The sequence below is a fragment of the Sandaracinobacter sp. genome (genome assembly GCF_041909755.1).
GTDB lineage: Bacteria > Pseudomonadota > Alphaproteobacteria > Sphingomonadales > Sphingomonadaceae > Sandaracinobacteroides.
This window is the reverse complement of sequence record NZ_JAYRCW010000061.1, coordinates 1-16,382: the sequence shown is the minus strand read 5'-3', so window position 1 is coordinate 16,382 and position 16,382 is coordinate 1. Positions and strand designations below refer to the sequence as shown.

The following is a 16,382-nucleotide window of genomic DNA, read 5'->3' as shown; positions in this document are numbered from 1 at the left end:
ATCGCCACGCCCGCCAGCGTCAGCGCCCCGCCCACCCACATCATCGGCGTCACCGGCGTACCATACACCAGCGTCGCGAACACCACCGCCAGCATCGGCGTCGGCAGGGTAAAGGGGGTAATGAGGGTGACGGGATAGCGCTGCACCAGCCAGCTCATCCCCGCATGCCCGATCAGCGAGGCGCCGATCGCCGAATAGACGATCCAGCCGAACACCGGCAGCGGCACCTGCGTCAGCCCGGCGATGCCGCCCGGCTCCAGCCACCAGCTCGCCGCCAGCAGCACGGGAATCGAAACCAGCGCCTGCCAGCCATAGATGTTGAAGATGGGAATGCCCGTCAGCCGCTTGAACATCAGGTTCCCCGCCGCCCAGCACAGCGAGGCGCCGAAGGTCAGCAGGATGCCCAGCCGCTCGTCCACGATGCGCGGATCGAACACCAGCAGCATCACCCCCGCGATCGCCAGCACGATGCCCAGCGTCCGCTTCCAGGCGATGCGCTCCCCGTCGATCAGGATCGCCAGCAGCAGCGACAGCGGCACCCCCAGCTGCCCCGCGATCGCCAGCGCCGACAGGTTCGTCGTCACCTGATAGCTATAGCCGCCCAGCCCGAACTGGATCGCGCCCGTCACCAGCCCGGTCAGCAGCAGCAGCCCCATCCGGCCCGGCACGATCCTGACAGACGAGGCGCACACCGCGAACACCACCATATAGCGCAGCGCCACCGCCAGCAGCGGCGGCATCGCCAGCACCGATTCCTTGATGGCGACGATGTTGAACGCCCACAGCAGGTCGATCAGCAGGATGAACAGGATGTGCTGCGGGCGCATCGCGTCAGGCCGGCTGCTTCATCAGCCTGGCATAGGCGTCGTTGATGGTCGCCATGCGGGCTTCGGCCACGCGGATGAATTCGGGCGGCGTGCCTTCCGCGATGTGCCGGTCGGGGTGATGCTCGCGCACCAGCCGGCGATAGGCCGCGCGGATGTCCGCGTCGGGCGAACCGGGCGCCACGCCCAGCACGGCCCAGGGGTCGTCGGCGCGCAGTGGCACATAGCGCGACTGGATCGCCGCCCACTGGCGCGGCGTGAAGCCCATCAACCCGGCCATCCGCTCCAGGAAGCCGATCTCGGCCGGATGCACGCCGTCCACGGTGGCGATCATCAGCAGCGCCTCCAGCAGGTCCTCCAGAACCGGCGATCCCGCGCCCAGCAGGTCGGCTGCCTGCCGGGCATAGGCCTCCGCTCCGTCGGCGGACTGGCTCGCCAGCCGATAGAAGCGGCGCATGTTCTGCTGCTCGCCCGCCGGCACATGGAACAGCCGCTCGAACGCCTCGGCCTCCCGGTCAGAGGCATGGCCGTCAGCCTGCGCCATCTTCGCCGCCAGCGCGATTGCGGCAATGGTGAAGGCCACCTGCCGCCGCTGCGGGGTCTGCGCGCGCGCAGCCCGCACGCGCTCCACGGCCACGCCGATGGCCGCGCCCGCAAGCGCGCCCAACGGCCCGCCGAGCGCCAGCCCGACGGCGCTTCCCATCAACAGCGCCCAGATCGTCATGCTGCCCCAGCCTTAGCCTGAGAGACGACGCGGGACTATAGCCAGTGGGGGTAAGTTCAACGCAATGGCGTTCAAATCTTAACAACATGGCAAACGCTGCATGAACGCCGCCCAGAGAAGGCCGTAGAGCGCGATGGCACCGGCCAGCCATATGCTCATACGGGAAACGGTGCGCAGCAGATTGTCGATACCGGGACCGGAAGGGCGAAACAGGATGCGCGCCCCATCTGCAGCGCCCGCCATCAGCACGGCGCCATAGCCAATCCCAACGAAAAGTCCGTTGCTGTTCAGAACCCCGTTCAGAAACGGCGAATCTGGAACATAAATCCCCGGGTAGGTCCGCGCGCCGAGACGCAAGGCCAGGCCAAGGCCGAGACAATAGAGAAACGTGAAGATGAGCGCGTCCACACGGGAATAGGGGAACGACGAGCGGCGCCAATGATAGAACAAAAATGACAATCCGGCGACGCACCCCAAAAGCAGAAGGTTGAACATTCGCCCTCCAGATCAGCCGCCGCAGGCAATCAAACATCGTCCAACGCGCGACGCTGACGATAGCGCAAAGCACAAAAATCGAGGGTGCAGGGAAATCATTTCCCTGCCCGCCGGAGGCAGGAAATCCTCTCCCCTGTCTACCGCCGTGCCGCCCGTTTCGCCCGCGGCCGCTCCAGCGGGATCACGCGCTGCGCCGTCAGCCGGCCGTCGCCCGTCTGCAGCAGTTCGAATTCCACCTTGGTGCCCGGGGCCAGCGATTGCAGCCCCGCCTCGCCCAGCGCAGAGGCGTGCATGAACACATCCTTCGGCCCCATGTCCGGGCGGATGAAGCCGAAGCCCCGCGCGGTGTCGAACCAGAGGATGGAGCCCTGCGCCATTGCGTCACATCTGTTACAAACCCGGCCCATTCAACGCAACGGGGTCAAAGCCGTCCGGCGCGGGCCGCCACAGCGTCATCGCCTGCGCTGTCGCGATCAGCCACAGCCAGTCCATGTCCGCCACGCCCGCCCGGTCGTGCCGGCTCGGCACCGCCTGCCCATCCGGATGGCTGTGCCAGCAGCCCAGCAGCGCCAGCGGCCCGGCGCGGCTGCGGCGGTGCGCATCGAACAGGTGGGCGGGGTCGATCTCGAACCGGCGCTGCGGCTCGGCCGCCACATTGGCCGCCACCGTCGCCTCCCGGATGTCGCCGGGCAGCCCGAACAGCAGGCCGCAGGCTTCATTGTGGCCGGATTGCCGCACCGCCGCCCGGATTGCGGCGGCGGCGGCGGCGGAAATCCGCACCGGGCTTGATTGATCGGCTTTGCACCCCAATTCCATGGGCAATGAATGGGGGCAACCGGATTTCCACGCAAGAAACGGCTGATCTGCGCAGCGCGACGCTGGCGGCAGAGGCGGCCGGCTGGCGGCTGGATCGCGCGCTGGCGGCGGCCATCCCCACCCTGTCCCGCGAACGGCTGAAGGCGCTGGTGTCCGCCGGCGCGGTGGAGGTGGACGGCCGGCAGGAACGCGATCCCGCGCGCAAGATGAAGGGGGGGGAGGCGGTGTCCGTCGCCATTCCCGCCGCCCGCCCGGCCGAAGCCGAAGGTCAGGATATCCCGCTCGACATCCGGTACGAGGATGATCATCTGCTCGTCGTCGAAAAGCCCGCGGGTCTTGTGGTCCACCCGGCGGCGGGCAACCTCGATGGCACGCTGGTCAATGCGCTGCTGCACCATTGCGCGGGGCGGCTTTCGGGCATCGGCGGCGTCGCCCGCCCCGGCATCGTCCACCGCATCGACAAGGACACGTCCGGCCTGCTCGTCGTCGCCAAGACCGATCGCGCCCATGCGGGCCTTGCCGCCCAGTTCGCGAAGCACATAATCGGCCGCCGCTATCTCGCCGTGGTGGCGGGCCTGCCGGTGCCGCCCGCCGGGCGGATCGAAACCAATCTCGCCCGGTCGGACCAGAACCGGCAGAAGATCGCCGTGGTGCCTCCCCCGCGCGGGAAGCATGCCGTCACCCATTATCGCGTCCTCCAGCCCCTCACCAGGGCGGCCCTCGTCGAATGCCGGCTGGAAACCGGGCGCACGCATCAGGTCCGGGTGCACATGGCCCATATCGGCCACCCGCTTGTCGGCGATCCCGTCTATGGGCAGGGGCGGCTGGCCGATGTCTGCAAGCGGCTCGGCTTCCACCGGCAGGCGCTGCACGCCGCCGCGCTCAAATTCGAACATCCCGTCAGCAAAGAAATTCTGACGTTCGAAAGCCCGGCCCCCGATGATATTCAGCAACTGCTAATCGAACTCGGTCAAGCTTGACCAGGAGAGGCGCGAGGAGACCGAAATGACCAGCAATGTGCCCGCCAGCATCCCCACCCTCGGCCCCGACGCCAGCCTGAACCGCTACCTGTCGGAGATCCGCAAATTCCCCCTGCTCGCCCCGCAGGAGGAATATATGCTGGCGAAGCGCTGGCAGGAACATCAGGACCCCGAAGCCGCCACCCGGCTCGTCACCTCGCACCTGCGCCTCGTGGCGAAGATCGCCATGGGCTATCGCGGCTATGGCCTGCCGGTGTCCGAGCTGATCGCAGAGGGCAATATCGGCCTGATGCAGGGCGTGAAGAAGTTCGAACCCGAACGCGGCTTCCGCCTCGCCACCTATGCCATGTGGTGGATCAAGGCCTCCATCCAGGAATATATCCTGCGCAGCTGGTCGCTCGTGAAGATCGGCACCACGGCCGCGCAGAAGAAGCTGTTCTTCAACCTGCGCCGGATGAAGAACAAGCTCGAAGCCATCGAGGACGGCGATCTCCACCCGGACGATGTGAAGAAGATCGCCACCGATCTCGGCGTCTCCGAGGATGATGTGGTGCAGATGAACCGCCGCATGGCGAAGGGCGGCGACACCAGCCTGAACGCCCCCCTGCGCGAAGACGGCGAAGGCGAATGGCAGGACTGGCTGGCAGACGACGGCCCCAGCCAGGAAAGCGTCGTCGCCGACAAGCAGGAGGCGGATATCCGCCACGACCTGCTCCGCGAAGCGCTGCTCACCCTGAACGAGCGCGAGCGCCACATCCTCACCCAGCGCCGCCTGATCGACGAGCCGCAGACGCTGGAGGATCTGAGCCAGGAATATGGCATCAGCCGCGAACGCGTCCGCCAGATCGAGGTGCGGGCCTTCGAAAAGCTGCAGAAGGAAATGATCAGGATCTCGCAGGACCGCAAGCTGATCGAAGCCTAGGCGGCCGCGCGCGGCCCCGGCGCATTTCGCCGGGGCGGGCCGGTTTGTCAGGGAATTCCCGTCAGCTTGTGGGTCTGCAGGCTCAGCCGCCATTTCGGATCGGCCAGGCACCAGCCGATGGCGGCGTCGATGTTGGCCTTCTGCGCCGGCCCGTCCATCGGCTGCACGAAGAAATGCGCGAAATCCCAGCCCGCCACGTCGGGCGGCAGCAGCCCCTCCTGCGGATACACCAGCTTCAGCTCGTCGCCCCTGCGCTGCACCGTTTCCGCCCCGGCCTTGGGGCTGATGCACAGCCAGTCGATCCCGTCGGGCGCCGCCACCGTGCCGTTCGATTCCACCGCGATGCGGAACCCCCGATCATGCAGCGCATCGATCAGCGCCGCATCCAGCTGCAACAGCGGCTCGCCCCCGGTGCAGACCACCAGCCGGTGCGCGGGCTCAGGCCCCCACATCGCCGCCACCGCATCGGCCAGCGCCTCCGCCCCTGCGAACTTGCCCCCGCCCGGCCCATCGGTGCCCACGAAATCCGTATCGCAGAAGCGGCACACGGCCCTGTCCCGGTCCTGCTCCCGGCCGGTCCACAGGTTGCACCCGGCAAAGCGGCAGAAGACGGCGCGCATCCCCGTCTGCGCGCCCTCGCCCTGCAGCGTCAGGAACAGTTCCTTCACGGCATAGCTCATGGCGTCACGCGTAGGCCGTCGGGTCCGGCACCCCGGCTTCCTCGAACCCCTTCTGCCGCAGGCGGCAGGAATCGCACCGGCCGCAATGCCGTCCGTCCGGCGTCGGGTCATAGCAGGACCAGGTCATGCCCATGTCCAGCCCGGCCTCCACGGCGGCCTGCACGATCCCGGCCTTCGTCAGCTGCTGCAAGGGCGTATGCACGCGATAGCGCGCCGCCCCCTCCACGCCCGCCTTCGTCGCCAGGTTCGCCATCGCCTCGAAGCCCGCCACGAACTCCGGCCGGCAATCCGGATAGCCGGAATAGTCCAGCGCATTCACCCCGATCAGCAGGTCGGATCCGCCCGCGGCCTCTGCCCAGCCCAGCGCGACAGACAGGAAGATCGTGTTGCGCGCCGGCACATAGGTGATCGGGATGCCCGGCTGCACGCCCTCTTTCGGCACCTCGATATCATCCGTCAGCGCCGATCCGCCAAAGCCGCGCAGGTCCAGCGGCAGGCGGATATGCCGCGCCACCTTGTAGTGCGCCGCCAGCGCGTCGGCCGCCGCCAGTTCGCGCCGGTGCCGCTGGTTGTAATCGATGGTCAGCGCCAGCACATGGGCGCCCGCCCGGCTCGCCATCGCCAGGCAGGTCGCGCTGTCCAGCCCGCCAGACAGCAGCAACACAACGGGCCGTCCCGCCAGTTCGGATAGTGGAATCTTGTTGACTGACATCAATAATCCTCAAGTGCCGCGTTTGTAGACGCAAGCCTGCGGCATTGCTACGCTTGCCGGGATGCGCCCCAGCGATTAGGGGCGCTCGGCATTTCAGGTGCGGGAAAGGCGCGAAACCCAGGTGGTCGACTACAGCCAGATCTTCAAGGCCGCGATCGAGCGGCTGCACGAGGAGGGGCGTTATCGCGTCTTCATCGATATCCTGCGCAACAAGGGCGGCTTCCCGAACGCCCGCTGCTTTGCCGGCCACAACGGCCCGAAGCCGATCACCGTTTGGTGCTCCAACGATTATCTGGCGATGGGCCAGCACCCCAGCGTCATCGCCGCCATGGAGGAAGCCCTCCACGATGTCGGCGCCGGCTCCGGCGGCACCCGAAACATCGGCGGCAACACCCATTATCATGTCGATCTCGAACAGGAACTCGCCGATCTCCACGGCAAGGAAGGCGCGCTGCTCTTCACCTCGGGCTATGTCTCGAACGAAGCGACGCTCTCCACGCTGGGCAAGCTGCTGCCGGGCTGCATCATCTTCTCCGATGAACTGAACCACGCCTCGATGATCGCGGGCATCCGCCATTCGGGCTGCGAAAAGCAGGTCTGGCGGCACAATGATCTCGCCCATCTCGAGGAGCTGCTCGCCGCCGCCGATCCGGCCGCGCCCAGGCTGATCGCCTTCGAATCCGTCTATTCGATGGATGGCGACATCGCGCCCCTCCACGCCATCTGCGACCTCGCAGACAAATATGGCGCGCTCACCTATCTCGATGAAGTGCATGCGGTGGGCATGTACGGCCCGCGCGGCGGCGGCATCTCCGACCGCGATGAGGCCGCGTCCCGCATCACCATCATCGAAGGCACGCTGGGCAAGGCCTTCGGCGTGATGGGCGGCTATATCGCCGCAGACCAGACCATCATCGACTGCATCCGCAGCTATGCCCCCGGCTTCATCTTCACCACTTCGCTCAGCCCCGTCCTCGTCGCCGGCGCGCTGGCCAGCGTCCGCCACCTGAAGGCATCCAGCCAGGAACGCGAAGGGCAGCAGGCCTCCGCCGCCCGGCTGAAGCAGCTGATGGCCGAAGCCGATCTGCCGGTGATGCCCAGCGTCAGCCACATCGTCCCGCTGATGGTGGGTTGCCCGGTGAAGGCGAAGAAGATCTCCGACATCCTGCTCGCCGAATATGGCGTCTATGTGCAGCCGATCAATTTCCCGACGGTTCCGCGCGGCACCGAACGCCTCCGCTTCACGCCGGGCCCGGCCCACGACGAAGCGATGATGCGCGAACTGGTGGCCGCGCTCGTCGAAATCTGGGGCCGCCTCGAAATGCGCGCCGCCGCCTGACCATCCCGCCCCGCGCACGAAGGGGCTTGCGGCTGAATCCCGCCGCCGCCCCCATCTTGGCGAACGCTTACATATGGCGCATAGGGGGCCTCGCACCCCACAAGGGGTAGCGATTCACCTGATAAGCCGGGGCGCACACCGTTGAAGATCGCAATCGCATCCGATCATGCGGGCTATCCGCTGAAGGCTGTTCTGGCAGATGATCTGCGCGCCGCCGGACACGAGGTGCAGGATCTCGGCGCGGCAGACGCCGTCACCTCCGTCGATTATCCGGATTTCGGCCGCGCCTGCGCCGAAAAGGTGGCCTCTGGCAGTGCGGATTTCGGCGTCGTCGTCTGCGGCTCCGGCATCGGCATCTCGATTGCCGCCAACCGTGTCCCCGGCGCCCGCTGCGCGCTCATCCATGACAATCTCGGCGCCCGCCTCGCCCGCCAGCACAATGACGCCAACATGATTTCCTTCGGCGCCCGCCTCACCGGCGCCGAGACCGCGCGCGATGCCCTTCGCGCCTTCCTCGAAACCCCCTTCGAAGGCGGCCGCCACGCGGCCCGCCGCGACAAGCTCGGCTAAGGAGCCACCCATGACAGCAAGGCCCGCCCCCACCCCCGCCAACGACAGTTTCTTCGGCGCCTCGCTGGCCGAAGCCGATCCGGCCGTCGCCGCCGCCGTGAAGGGCGAACTCGGCCGCCAGCAGAACCAGATCGAGCTGATCGCATCGGAAAACATCGTCAGCCGCGCCGTGCTTGAGGCGCAGGGCTCTGTTTTCACCAACAAATATGCCGAAGGCTATCCCGGCAAGCGCTATTACCAGGGCTGCGAATTCTCCGATCAGGTCGAACAGCTCGCCATCGATCGCGCCCGCCTGCTGTTCGGCTGCGAATATGCCAACGTCCAGCCGCACTCCGGCGCGCAGGCGAACGGCGCCGTCATGATGGCGCTGGTGAAGCCCGGCGAAACCATCCTGGGGATGAGCCTCGATGCCGGCGGCCACCTCACCCATGGCGCAAAGGCGGCGCAATCGGGCAAATGGTTCAACGCCGTGCAATATGGCGTGCGCCCCGATACCCACCTCATCGATTATGATGCGCTGGAAGCGCAGGCGATCGAGGTTCAGCCCAGGCTGATCATCGCCGGCGGCTCCGCCTATCCGCGCCACATCGATTTCGCCCGCTTCCGCGCCATCGCGGACAAGGTCGGCGCCTATCTGCACGTCGATATGGCGCATTTCGCCGGGCTGGTCGCAGCCGGGCTCCATCCCTCGCCGCTGCCCCACGCCCATGTCACCACCACCACCACGCACAAGACGCTGCGCGGCCCGCGCGGCGGCATGATCCTGTCGAACGATCCCGATCTCGGCAAGAAGCTGAACTCGGCGGTGTTCCCCGGCCTTCAGGGCGGGCCGCTGATGCATGTGATCGCCGCCAAGGCAGTCGCCTTCGGCGAAGCGCTGGATCCGTCGTTCAAGGCCTATTCGCAGGCCGTGCTGGACAACGCCCGGGTGCTGGCCGCCACGCTGAAGGCGCGCGGCTGCGACATCGTCGCGGGCGGCACCGATACCCACCTCGCCCTCGTCGATCTCCGCCCCAAGGGCCTCACCGGCAAGGATGCGGACGAGGCGCTTGAGCGCAGCCACATCACCTGCAACAAGAATGGCGTGCCCTTCGATCCGCTTCCGCCCACGAAAACCAGCGGCATCCGCGTCGGGTCGCCCGCGGGCACCACGCGCGGCTTCGGCACGACGGAATTCGAAGCCATCGGCCACATGATCGCAGACGTGCTCGACGGCCTCGCCGCCAACGGCGCAGATGGCAACGCCGCCGTCGAAGCCGATGTGCGCGCCCGCGTCACCGCGCTCACCGCCCGCTTCCCCATCTACGGCTGAAAAGGATAGTCCGATGGCAGACGAAACGCCCGAAGCCCCGAAGAAGCCCGCGAAGAAGGCCGCCGCGCCAAAGCCGGCAAAGCCCGCCGCCGAAAAGGCCCCGCCGAAGCCGCGCGCCGCCAAGCCGAAGCCAGAGGCAAAGCCCGCGCCCGACAAGGTGGAAAAGCTGGTGGACGACGCGCTGGAAGCGGGATCGAAGATCACCGAATCCGAAACCGGCAAGAAGGTCGTCGACACCGCCGAACAGGTGTTCGACAAGGCCGGGGAACTGGTCGGCAAGGCGCTCGACAGCGACATGGGCAAGAAGGTCGCCGCCACGGCGCAGGATCTGCACAAGAAGGCGCTGGACACCGAAACCGGCAAGAAGGTGGCGGATACCGCCGGTGACCTCGCCGACAAGGCGCTTGCCAGCGACTATGGGCAGCAGGCGAAAAGGGTGTGGAACACCCCGCTTGGCCGCAACGTCGGGGTCGGCACGGCGGCCGGCGCGGCGCTCGGTCTCGTGATCCTCAACCCGCTGATCGGCGCCGTCGTCGGCGGCGGCCTCGGCTATCTCGCCACCCTCGCCAAGAAGTCCAAGAAGAACTGATGCGCTGTCCCTTCTGCCACCACGAAGACAGCCAGGTGAAAGACAGCCGTCCGACAGAGGACGGCAGCGCGATTCGGCGGCGGCGGCAATGCCCCGCCTGCGGTGCCCGCTTCACCACCTTCGAACGCGTCCAGCTGCGCGAACTGATCGTCGTGAAGAAAAGCGGCAAGAAAGAGCCTTTCGATCGTGAAAAGCTCGCCCACAGCGTGATGATCGCCTGCCGCAAGCGGGAGATCGACGCCGACCGCATCGAACGCTTCGTCTCCGCCGTGCAGCGCCAGCTCGAAGCCATGGGGGAATCCGAAATCGAAGCGGGGCAGATCGGCGCTCTGGTGATGCAGGGCCTGGAACGGCTGGACCCGGTCGCCTACGTCCGCTTCGCCAGCGTCTACAAGGACTTCCGCGAGGCAAGGGACTTCGAAACCTTCGTCGGCGGCCTCTCCAAAACCGTCCTCAAGGGCGACGCCGCCTGACCCAAAAACCCCTCCCCAGCAGGGAAGGCGCACGGCACGGGCAAGCGGCCGGAGCCGGACGACACCCCCAATAACCCCTCCCCTTCAGGGGAGGGGCAGGGGGTGGGGCCGCAGCGCAGGCGCAACGTTCGCCCCGCCCGGCTCGCAACACACCGCCACACCCGCTGCTGTCCTACGGGCCCCGTTTCCCATAGGCTTCCCCGGCTCTTTCGATCGTCCGCAAAAACAGGGGATTGGCGCGCAGCCGGCCTGCCCGCCAGCTGCACGAGTGCGAAAAGTGTGAAAAGCTGAACAGCCCGGTAACCATTTCCGCGCGCCGCCGTTGCCGGGCGTGCTGTCAGAACTCCACGTCCAGTTCCTCCATCTCCTCCGGCTCGGCCTTCGCCAGCGCGATCCATTCGGCCATCGGCGCCCAGGCCGACACCGTTTCGCAATAGGCGCGGATGTCGTCCGGCATCGGCACGGCATAGCTCAGGAAGCGCTGCGTCACCGGGGCATACATCGCGTCCGCCACGGTGGGCTTCGCGCCGAACAGGAAGGGGCCGCCGAACCGCTCAAGGCAGTCCAGCCAGATCGCCTCGATCCGCTCGATGTCGGGCTTCGCGCCGGAAAAGATGGGGAAGCTGTCGTGCCGCACCTTCAGGTTCATCGGCAGGGCCGAGCGCAGGTTGGAAAAGCCGGAATGGATTTCCCCCGAAATGGACCGGCACAGCGCCCGCGCCGCCGCATCCTTCGGGAACATCCCGGCTTCCGGGTGCAGTTCGTTCAGCGTTTCCGCGATCGCCAGCGTGTCCCACACGCTCAGCTTGCCGATGGTCAGCCGCGGCACCAGCACGGAAGGCGACAGCAGCAGCAGCTCCGCCCGGTTGCCGGCGTCGTTGGGCACCTCCACCAGCTTCACGTCCAGCCCCGCCAGCCGGCACAGCAGCCAGCCGCGCAGCGACCAGGCCGAATAGGTCTTGCTGGAAATCGTCAGGGTCGGCCCCGCCTGCCTGCCTTCGGCCATCTCGCCCGCCTTCCTCGCGCAAATGCCATGGTGCAACGCAGCAAACTGTGCACATATTCGCCGTCAGATCAAAGCCGAATCGAATGCGGCGTCGCGAAAGGGGTCCGTTGCTCTACAGCGCGTTCCAGGCCTGGACAGACATGATGGCCCCCTCCCGCTGGGCGGCGGCGTCCCTTCTCGCCTGGCGGGATCAGATGCCCGGCGGCCTTGGCGATGGCGATTTCGCCCGACGCCTGTTCGCGGTCGCCGATGTCTATCAGGGCGCGAAGGTCACCCATGATCGCCCGCCCTATGCCATCCGCCCCGTGCCGGTCGGCAACGGCTTCGCAGAGGTGCGGGAAGAGGTCGTGCTGGACCAGCCGTTCGGCAGCCTGCTGCGCTTCGTGAAGCAGGGGGTGACGGCGCCGCAGCCGAAGATGCTGGTGGTGGCGCCATTGTCGGGCCATTTCGCCACGCTGCTGCGCTCCACCGTTCAGACGCTGCTGATCGATCATGATGTCTACATCACCGACTGGAAGAATGCGCGGGACGTGCCGCTGTCCGCCGGCCGCTTCGGGTTCGAGGACTATGTCGATTATGTGATCGGCTTCATCCGCCATCTGGGGCCGGGCAGCCATCTTCTGTCCGTCTGCCAGCCCTGCGTCCCCGCCTTCGCCGCCGTCGCCGTGATGGCGCAGGAAAAGGATCCCGCCCAGCCCCGTACGATGACGCTGATGGGCGGCCCGGTCGATACCCGCATCGCCCCCACCGTCGTGAACCAACTGGCGATGGACAATCCGATCCAGTGGTTCGAGGACAATCTGATTTCCCATGTGCCCTGGCGCTTTGCCGGGGCGGGCCGGCGGGTCTATCCGGGCTTCCTCCAGCTTTCGGCCTTCATGTCGATGAACCTCGACAGGCATTTCGCCCAGCACCGCAAACTCTATCAGCACCTCGCGGACGCAGAGGCGGAGGCGGCCTCGAAGATCAAGGATTTCTACGAGGAATATTTCGCCGTGCTGGACATGACGGCGGACTATTATCTGGAAACCGTGGATTTCGTCTTCCAGCGCGCCCTGCTCGCCAGGGGGGAACTTCTGCATCGCGGTCGCTATGTCGATCCGGCCGCGATCCAGCGCACCGCCCTGCTCACGGTCGAAGGCGAACGCGACGACATCTGCTCGGTGGGGCAGACGGCGGCTGCCCACCTGCTGTGCGGCAGCCTCCGCCCCCATCTGAAACGCCATCATCTGCAACCGGGCGTCGGCCATTACGGCGTCTTTTCCGGCTCCAGATGGGAAACCCAGGTCTATCCCCAGGTCCGCAACCTCGTCCTTGCCATGGGCTGAGCCGTCAGCGCGGCGCCAGCTCGAACGCCATGCTGACCGTTGCCGACAGCCCGACTTCACCCGGCGAAACGGGCGGCGCCGCAGCCGCCTCGGCTGCGACCATCCGGGCCATCGGCACCGGCGGCCGCTGTTCGAAGCCTTCGCTGATGGCGGTGATGCGCACCACCCGCAACCCGGCCGCCTGGGCATAAAGCTCGGCCCGTGCCCGCGCCTTCGCCACGGCCTCGGCCCGTGCCTTGTCCAGCAGCGGTTCGGGGGCGGCGACGCGGAAATCCGGCCCGTCGATCTGGTTTGCGCCTTCGGCCACCAGCGTGTCGATCACCCGGCCAGCCCCTTTCAGGTCGCGCAAGGTCACCTGAACCCGGTTGGAGGCCTGGAAGCCCGTCAGCACCGGCGGCTGGTTCTGTTCATAGCGGAATTGCGGCTGCAGGTTCAGCCCGCTCGTCTGGATGTCGCGGTCGGCGACCCCCGCCTTTTTCAGCGCTGCGATCACCCGTACCATCTTCGCGCTGTTGGCGGCCAGCGCCGCCTGCGCTTCGGTTGCCTGCGTCACCACGCCCGCACCGATCCCGGCGATGTCGGGTGCGGCCTGCACCTCTGCCGTGGCGGTCAGGTTCAGCGTGGCCGGCTGCTGCTGGGCGGCGGCGGCGCCGGCAGCCATGGCGGCGGCGATCGCGGCAGCCAGTTTTGCGCGTTTCATCAATGTCTCCCGATAAGGCGGCACGGCCGCTGATGGGCCGGATCAAAGCCCGGCCCACCTTTCGCAGGGCTGAAGCGCCCTTTCCGCCGCCGTTCAGGCAGAGCGGTTGCGGATCATCCGGTAGATCCACAGCAGCAGCACGGCGCCCGCCGTCGCCAGAACCAGGTTCCAGATCATGCCGCCGGTGCCAAGCCCGATGAAGTTGGCGAGGAAGCCGCCCAGCAGGCCGCCGGCCACGCCGATCAGGATGGTGATGATCAGTCCGCCGGGGTCTTTGCCCGGAGACAGCCATTTCGCCAGTGCGCCCGCGATCAGGCCGATCACGATCCAGCCCAGAATCGAATAGTCCATGGAATTCTCCCCATGCCTTGCCGGCCCCGGCCAGGCAGCCGGGGCCTCGGCGCATGCTCGCCCAGCCGTTGCAACTTTGCAATGCGGGTCGGGCGATTTTCGTATGGCGGTCATATCCAGCCTTTATTCCGCCCGGGCCTTTGTGTATGAGGCGCGGGCCTGCAGCTGTTTTCCGGTTCCGTCCGGAAGGGGTCGGGCAAGGTTCTGCTGTCTTTGAGGGGAGCGGTCGGGCCTGAAAATTTCGGGGGAGGCCGCGCCGTGCGGAAGCCCCTGCCAATCAACAAGGCTTGGTAACGGCATGAACATGCATCTGTCCCCTCAGGATCCCGAAGTGCGGGCCCAGCTGGAGCGCGACTCCATCGAATCCTTCGAAGACACGCGCGCGCGCCGCCGCAAGACGCGGCTCATCGTGCTGGCCTCCGTGCTGGCCGTCGCGGCGTTCATCGGCTTCCTCGTCTGGAAGGCGAACGCGCCCAAGCCCTCCACGCCGCCCGCCGCGCCGCCGTCCGTCACCGTGCTGGTGCCCGGCGCCGCGTCGGTCGCCGACCGCGTGGCCGCGACCGGCACCATCCATGCCCGCCGCGACATGCCCGTGGGCGTCGCCGGCGAAGGCGGCATGATTTCCGCGATCCGCGTCGAAGCCGGCCAGTATGTGTCCAAGGGGCAGGTGCTGGCGGAAATCGATTCCGCCGTGCAGCGCGCCCAGCTCCAGCAGCTTCAGGCCTCCGTCCTGCAGGCGCAGGCCGATGCCCGCCTTGCCCAGTCCGAGCTGGATCGGGCGCAGGCGCTGGTGTCGCGCGGCTTCATTTCGAAGGCCGATATCGACCGTCGAACCGCCACCCGCGATTCCGCCCGCGCCCGCGTCAGCGTCGCCCAGGCGCAGGTCCGCGAAATGCAGGAACGGCTGAACCGGCTCGCCATCCGCGCGCCGGAAGCGGGCCTCGTGCTTCAGCGCATGGTGGAACCCGGCCAGATCGTCTCGCCCGGCTCCGGCGCGCTCTATCGCGTCGCCGCCGGCGGCCAGCTGGAACTGCGCGCGCAGGTCGCCGAGCAGGACATGCCCGGCCTCGCGGTGGGCCAGGCGGCAACCATCACCCCGGTCGGCTCCGGCAACCGCTATGCCGGCAGCGTCTGGCTGCTCGAGCCTGCGATCGATCCGCAGAGCCGCCAGGGCGTCGCCCGCATCGCGCTGCCCCGCGCCGAGGAACTTCGCGCCGGCGGCTTCGCGGCCGTGGTCGTCGAAGGCGCGCAGGCCCAGCGCCCGCTGCTGCCGCAATCCGCCGTGCTGACGGACCGCGACGGCACCTATGTGATGGTCGTCGGCGCAGACAATGTGGTGAAGCGGGTCGCCGTCGGTACCGGGCAGGTCACGCCGCAGGGCGTCGCGATCCTCTCCGGCCTCACGGGCCGGGAACGGGTCGTGCAATCCGCCGGCGCCTTCCTGAACGCCGGTGAAAAGGTCACGCCGAAGCTGGCCGCGCCCGCGGCCCAGCCCGCAACCGCCGGCTGAGGAGCGCCCCCGCCATGCGCAACATGTCCAGCTGGGCGATCCGGAACCCGATTCCGCCCATCATGCTCTTCGTGCTGCTGACGGCCGTCGGCCTGCTCAGCTTCTTCCAGATGAAGATCACCCAGATGCCCGACATTTCGGTGCCGATGGTTCAGGTGATCGTCAGCCAGCCGGGCGGCGCGCCGACCGAGATCGAGACGCAGGTGACCCAGCGCATCGAAGGCGCGGTGGCCGGCATCGGCAATGTGAAGAGCATCAGCTCGTTCGTGCAGGAAGGCTCGAGCTTCACCAATGTGGAGTTCCACCTCGGCACGCCGGTCGATCGCGCCGTGAACGATGTGCGCGACGCCGTCACCAAGGTGCGCTCCGATCTGCCCGACGGCATCCTGGAGCCGCAGGTGAACCGGGTGGAAATCGAAGGCGGGGTGATCGCCTACATGGCGGTCAGCTCCACCTCGATGACGCTGGAACAGCTCAGCTGGTTCGTGGACAACAACGTCGCCAAGGCGCTGACCTCCATTCCGGGCGTCGCCCAGGTCAGCCGGGGCGGCGGCGTCAGCCGGGAAGTCCGGGTCAATCTCGATCCGGTGAAGCTGCAATCCTATGGCATCACGGCTGCGCAGGTGAACAACCAGCTGCGGCAGCTGAACCTCGATGCGCCGGGCGGCCGGACAGAGATTTCCGGTTCCGAACAGGCCGTCCGCGTGCTGGGCGGCGCCCGCACCGCGCAGCAGCTGTCGGAAACCCGCATCGCCATCGGTGGCGGCCGCGACATCCGGCTGGCCGATGTGGCGCAGGTGCGCGACGGCGCTTCGGAACAGCGCGCCATCGCCCGGCTGAACGGGCGTCAGGTCACCAGCTTCGGCATCTTCAAGGCCAAGGGCGCCTCCGACGTGGAGGTGTACGATCGGATGAACGCCAAGCTGGAGGAACTGGAAAAGCAGTTCCCCGGCGTGACGTTCGACGAGCTGTTCACCACCGTCAAATACACCAAGATGGAATATAGCAGCGCCATGCAGGCGATGTGGGAAGGGGCCCTTCTCGCCGTCAT

20 protein-coding genes are annotated in these 16,382 nt (G+C 67.3%); 10 read left to right on the top strand and 10 right to left on the bottom strand.

From position 1 onward, the window contains the following. From ACE3O8_RS09320 to ACE3O8_RS09300, 5 genes are all read right to left on the bottom strand, one after another. A partial coding sequence (locus ACE3O8_RS09320) for a DMT family transporter (RefSeq protein ID WP_374389064.1) occupies positions 1-827 on the bottom strand: 827 nt, incomplete at its 3' end. A 4-nt stretch (positions 828-831) separates the two neighbouring features. Continuing rightward, on the bottom strand, positions 832-1,548 hold the full coding sequence (locus tag ACE3O8_RS09315; protein WP_374389062.1) for a TerB family tellurite resistance protein: 717 nt from the start codon (positions 1,546-1,548) through the stop codon (positions 832-834). Positions 1,549-1,626: 78 nt separating this feature from the next. Further along, positions 1,627-2,043 carry a hypothetical protein gene (locus tag ACE3O8_RS09310; protein ID WP_374389060.1) on the bottom strand — a complete coding sequence of 139 codons (417 nt, stop codon included), beginning with the start codon at positions 2,041-2,043 and terminating at the stop codon, positions 1,627-1,629. A 137-nt stretch (positions 2,044-2,180) separates the two neighbouring features. Next, the gene (locus tag ACE3O8_RS09305; RefSeq protein ID WP_374389058.1) at positions 2,181-2,420 is read right to left on the bottom strand and encodes a cold-shock protein; all 240 of its coding nucleotides are present in this window, start codon (positions 2,418-2,420) and stop codon (positions 2,181-2,183) included. Positions 2,421-2,433: 13 nt separating this feature from the next. After that, the gene (locus ACE3O8_RS09300) at positions 2,434-2,859 is read right to left on the bottom strand and encodes a M67 family metallopeptidase (RefSeq protein ID WP_374389056.1); all 426 of its coding nucleotides are present in this window, start codon (positions 2,857-2,859) and stop codon (positions 2,434-2,436) included. Between the two features lie 5 nt (positions 2,860-2,864). Between ACE3O8_RS09300 and ACE3O8_RS09295 the strand changes: the two genes are divergently transcribed. Together ACE3O8_RS09295 and rpoH are read left to right on the top strand one after the other, a co-directional pair. Beyond that, positions 2,865-3,839 (top strand): RluA family pseudouridine synthase, encoded by a 975-nt coding sequence (locus ACE3O8_RS09295; RefSeq protein ID WP_374389054.1) that lies wholly within the window; start codon positions 2,865-2,867, stop codon positions 3,837-3,839. Between the two features lie 25 nt (positions 3,840-3,864). Beyond that, a complete protein-coding gene (gene rpoH, locus ACE3O8_RS09290; RefSeq protein ID WP_374389052.1) occupies positions 3,865-4,761 on the top strand; it encodes an RNA polymerase sigma factor RpoH in 897 nt (298 codons plus the stop codon). 47 nt (positions 4,762-4,808) lie between these two features. Here rpoH and queE read toward each other — a convergent pair whose 3' ends face one another. Further along, on the bottom strand, positions 4,809-5,441 hold the full coding sequence (gene queE, locus ACE3O8_RS09285; RefSeq protein ID WP_374389050.1) for a 7-carboxy-7-deazaguanine synthase: 633 nt from the start codon (positions 5,439-5,441) through the stop codon (positions 4,809-4,811). A 4-nt stretch (positions 5,442-5,445) separates the two neighbouring features. Further along, complete coding sequence (gene queC / locus ACE3O8_RS09280; protein WP_374389048.1) at positions 5,446-6,153, bottom strand: 7-cyano-7-deazaguanine synthase QueC; 708 nt, start codon at positions 6,151-6,153, stop codon at positions 5,446-5,448. Between the two features lie 97 nt (positions 6,154-6,250). On the opposite strand from queC, the gene hemA reads away from it, so the two are divergent. The 5 genes from hemA (at position 6,251) to nrdR (ending at position 10,436) form a co-directional block, all read left to right on the top strand. Continuing rightward, on the top strand, positions 6,251-7,492 hold the full coding sequence (gene hemA / locus ACE3O8_RS09275; RefSeq protein ID WP_374389046.1) for a 5-aminolevulinate synthase: 1,242 nt from the start codon (positions 6,251-6,253) through the stop codon (positions 7,490-7,492). 141 nt (positions 7,493-7,633) lie between these two features. Then, positions 7,634-8,062 (top strand): ribose 5-phosphate isomerase B, encoded by a 429-nt coding sequence (rpiB, locus tag ACE3O8_RS09270; protein WP_374389044.1) that lies wholly within the window; start codon positions 7,634-7,636, stop codon positions 8,060-8,062. 10 nt (positions 8,063-8,072) lie between these two features. Beyond that, entirely contained in the window at positions 8,073-9,374 is a 1,302-nt protein-coding gene (gene glyA, locus ACE3O8_RS09265) for a serine hydroxymethyltransferase (protein ID WP_374389042.1), read from the top strand. 13 nt (positions 9,375-9,387) lie between these two features. Continuing rightward, positions 9,388-9,963, top strand: coding sequence for a hypothetical protein (locus ACE3O8_RS09260; RefSeq protein WP_374389040.1), 576 nt, complete (start codon positions 9,388-9,390; stop codon positions 9,961-9,963). Then, positions 9,963-10,436: a transcriptional regulator NrdR gene (gene nrdR / locus ACE3O8_RS09255; RefSeq protein WP_374389038.1), complete on the top strand. Its 474-nt coding sequence runs from the start codon at positions 9,963-9,965 to the stop codon at positions 10,434-10,436. The genes ACE3O8_RS09260 and nrdR overlap by 1 nt, the downstream gene beginning before the upstream one ends. A 337-nt stretch (positions 10,437-10,773) precedes the next feature. Here nrdR and ACE3O8_RS09250 read toward each other — a convergent pair whose 3' ends face one another. Then, positions 10,774-11,442, bottom strand: coding sequence for a glutathione S-transferase (locus ACE3O8_RS09250; protein ID WP_374389036.1), 669 nt, complete (start codon positions 11,440-11,442; stop codon positions 10,774-10,776). Between the two features lie 107 nt (positions 11,443-11,549). On the opposite strand from ACE3O8_RS09250, the gene ACE3O8_RS09245 reads away from it, so the two are divergent. Beyond that, the gene (locus ACE3O8_RS09245; protein WP_374389034.1) at positions 11,550-12,770 is read left to right on the top strand and encodes a polyhydroxyalkanoate depolymerase; all 1,221 of its coding nucleotides are present in this window, start codon (positions 11,550-11,552) and stop codon (positions 12,768-12,770) included. A gap of 4 nt (positions 12,771-12,774) precedes the next feature. Here ACE3O8_RS09245 and ACE3O8_RS09240 read toward each other — a convergent pair whose 3' ends face one another. Together ACE3O8_RS09240 and ACE3O8_RS09235 are read right to left on the bottom strand one after the other, a co-directional pair. Continuing rightward, positions 12,775-13,470 (bottom strand): SIMPL domain-containing protein, encoded by a 696-nt coding sequence (locus ACE3O8_RS09240; RefSeq protein ID WP_374389032.1) that lies wholly within the window; start codon positions 13,468-13,470, stop codon positions 12,775-12,777. Positions 13,471-13,563: 93 nt separating this feature from the next. Further along, on the bottom strand, positions 13,564-13,821 hold the full coding sequence (locus tag ACE3O8_RS09235) for a GlsB/YeaQ/YmgE family stress response membrane protein (RefSeq protein WP_374389030.1): 258 nt from the start codon (positions 13,819-13,821) through the stop codon (positions 13,564-13,566). Positions 13,822-14,119: 298 nt separating this feature from the next. Here ACE3O8_RS09235 and ACE3O8_RS09230 point away from each other — a divergent pair, with 298 nt between their 5' ends. Together ACE3O8_RS09230 and ACE3O8_RS09225 are read left to right on the top strand one after the other, a co-directional pair. Beyond that, positions 14,120-15,331, top strand: coding sequence for an efflux RND transporter periplasmic adaptor subunit (locus ACE3O8_RS09230; protein WP_374389028.1), 1,212 nt, complete (start codon positions 14,120-14,122; stop codon positions 15,329-15,331). A gap of 14 nt (positions 15,332-15,345) precedes the next feature. Beyond that, a partial coding sequence (locus ACE3O8_RS09225) for an efflux RND transporter permease subunit (RefSeq protein WP_374389026.1) occupies positions 15,346-16,382 on the top strand: 1,037 nt, incomplete at its 3' end.

Coding starts and splice junctions, on each gene's coding strand:
- ACE3O8_RS09315 (WP_374389062.1), bottom strand. CDS start 1,548: ATGACGATCTGGGCGCTGTTGATGGGAAGCGCCGTCGGGCTGGCGCTC.
- ACE3O8_RS09310 (WP_374389060.1), bottom strand. CDS start 2,043: ATGTTCAACCTTCTGCTTTTGGGGTGCGTCGCCGGATTGTCATTTTTG.
- ACE3O8_RS09305 (WP_374389058.1), bottom strand. CDS start 2,420: ATGGCGCAGGGCTCCATCCTCTGGTTCGACACCGCGCGGGGCTTCGGC.
- ACE3O8_RS09300 (WP_374389056.1), bottom strand. CDS start 2,859: ATGGAATTGGGGTGCAAAGCCGATCAATCAAGCCCGGTGCGGATTTCC.
- ACE3O8_RS09295 (WP_374389054.1), top strand. CDS start 2,865: ATGAATGGGGGCAACCGGATTTCCACGCAAGAAACGGCTGATCTGCGC.
- rpoH (WP_374389052.1), top strand. CDS start 3,865: ATGACCAGCAATGTGCCCGCCAGCATCCCCACCCTCGGCCCCGACGCC.
- queE (WP_374389050.1), bottom strand. CDS start 5,441: ATGAGCTATGCCGTGAAGGAACTGTTCCTGACGCTGCAGGGCGAGGGC.
- queC (WP_374389048.1), bottom strand. CDS start 6,153: ATGTCAGTCAACAAGATTCCACTATCCGAACTGGCGGGACGGCCCGTT.
- glyA (WP_374389042.1), top strand. CDS start 8,073: ATGACAGCAAGGCCCGCCCCCACCCCCGCCAACGACAGTTTCTTCGGC.
- ACE3O8_RS09260 (WP_374389040.1), top strand. CDS start 9,388: ATGGCAGACGAAACGCCCGAAGCCCCGAAGAAGCCCGCGAAGAAGGCC.
- nrdR (WP_374389038.1), top strand. CDS start 9,963: ATGCGCTGTCCCTTCTGCCACCACGAAGACAGCCAGGTGAAAGACAGC.
- ACE3O8_RS09250 (WP_374389036.1), bottom strand. CDS start 11,442: ATGGCCGAAGGCAGGCAGGCGGGGCCGACCCTGACGATTTCCAGCAAG.
- ACE3O8_RS09240 (WP_374389032.1), bottom strand. CDS start 13,470: ATGAAACGCGCAAAACTGGCTGCCGCGATCGCCGCCGCCATGGCTGCC.
- ACE3O8_RS09235 (WP_374389030.1), bottom strand. CDS start 13,821: ATGGACTATTCGATTCTGGGCTGGATCGTGATCGGCCTGATCGCGGGC.
- ACE3O8_RS09230 (WP_374389028.1), top strand. CDS start 14,120: ATGAACATGCATCTGTCCCCTCAGGATCCCGAAGTGCGGGCCCAGCTG.